The 1,722-nt window shown below is 27.0% G+C and carries 2 protein-coding genes; one reads left to right on the forward strand and one right to left on the reverse strand.

All coding sequences use genetic code 4. The annotated features are described in order from the left end of the window. Positions 1-47: 47 nt before the first annotated feature. On the forward strand, positions 48-242 hold the full coding sequence (locus D9R21_RS06250; protein ID WP_126820562.1) for a hypothetical protein: 195 nt from the start codon (positions 48-50) through the stop codon (positions 240-242). A gap of 6 nt (positions 243-248) precedes the next feature. On the opposite strand, the gene D9R21_RS06255 is transcribed toward D9R21_RS06250, so the two are convergent. Beyond that, a complete protein-coding gene (locus D9R21_RS06255) occupies positions 249-1,040 on the reverse strand; it encodes a hypothetical protein (RefSeq protein ID WP_126821516.1) in 792 nt (263 codons plus the stop codon). Between the last annotated feature and the right edge of the window lie 682 nt (positions 1,041-1,722).

The raw sequence follows: 1,722 nt of genomic DNA on the forward strand, positions 1-1,722 counted from the left end.
CCGCTATTTATCACTATAAATGTGTCTCTAACGGTATTATAATTTCAATGGGTAAAAAATACCACTGTGCAGATAATATTGTTATAGAAAGTTTTCATTCATTACTTAAGAAAGCTACAATCCATAATAAAATATATAATTCACATGAAGAATATATACAAGATGTTATAAAATGAAATACATGATATTCAAATCGTAAAGAAAAAGATATAATAAAAAAAATAGTAAATACTTTTTATTAGTACTTACTAAAATGGGTGCAGTCTAGACCCCATCATAATTGAAAAAGCACAAAGTGAACTTAAACCCATTAAATAAGTTACCGCCATTGCTGGAGCATAAATCCCAATCCCTAATGATTGTAAAATTCCTAATCCAAAAAAGATCATGGTTCCTAAAAGATATTTTCATCATACTTCTAATGAATCACTTGTCCCAGCTCTTGGCATCACACTAACTTCCTTTTGTCCTAATAAAATAATTATTGAAATAATAATTAGGGCAACGCCTAATAAAATTTGTGCTCAACCTAATTTAATTTTATTAGCAATTAACGTGCCAACATAAGCTCTTATTGCTGCGGCTGTAATTAATAATACTAACGTTAATCATTCTACTTTCACTAACGAAATAAAAATAATCGCTTGTAAACAAGTTGGAATTGCATGACCAACATTTAAAGTTCCTAACAATTGCTTATCATTTTTAACTTGTTTTGTTAACTTTAAAAGCACAATACTAATTGCAAATGAACCAATTCCAATCGTATCACAAAAATCAGCAATAAACCCAATGATTCCTAATTTTCAGAACTTTTGTTTAATATTATACTGAAATTCCCCAGAAGTATCTTTTTCAAAATTAAGATAACTATTGCGAATATAAAAATACGCAAAAATCCCAACAATAATTAATAAAATACTGCTAACAATAATTGCAACTAATGTTGGTTTTCAAAGATTCGTAAAATATAAGGATAATAATAAAATTATCATCGCAATTGGAATACTAATAAAACTTCAAAAAAATATTTTTTTCATAAATAACTAAATATTCTCCTTTAATTAATTGCTTATATTTTGTAAAATAAAGGATGAAGTATGAAAAAACAACCCTTATTAAAGGGTTGTTTTTTTATTTGAAATAAAACGACTTTAAAAATTAAATATATTGGTTCTACAATTATTTAATTTCACAATTACATATTTTTTATTGGAAGGTTCCCCAACATGGCATTTTGTCAGTAAAGAAACCAATAGAACTGTTAACTTGTTTTTTTTTTTTTTTTGCTTAAGATAAACAGATAATGCTGTATTCATAACTTTTAATTGCAAGAATAAAAATAAAATCGTGTGCGTAGAAGTTGATTAACTTTTAAGAACTGGGCAAGGATTTCTTAATTAATCTACTAGTGGGGGCTTGATTATGAGGTACTTAATACTATAAGTAACTACAAAATGTAGAACATTGTAGTACTTTGTAGTTAATTGTAAATGTTAACACAGCTACCGCTCACCCCCAGTGAAGCGAATGGCGTATTAAATAAATAGATAAATACTTATATAACTAATTCTCGCTTTGGCACTTTCACTTGGGAGTGAGTGCCAGCGAGTTAAAAATCAAAGGAATAATTTAGGAGGTTTATATGAAAAAGTTAAATAAAACTTGTCTTAAAAAAAGATATTGAGGTTATTGTTCAAAATGTAATCAAGAAAATAAATT

The sequence above is a fragment of the Spiroplasma endosymbiont of Megaselia nigra genome (assembly GCF_003987485.1).
Lineage (GTDB): Bacteria > Bacillota_I > Bacilli_A > Mycoplasmatales > Mycoplasmataceae > Spiroplasma.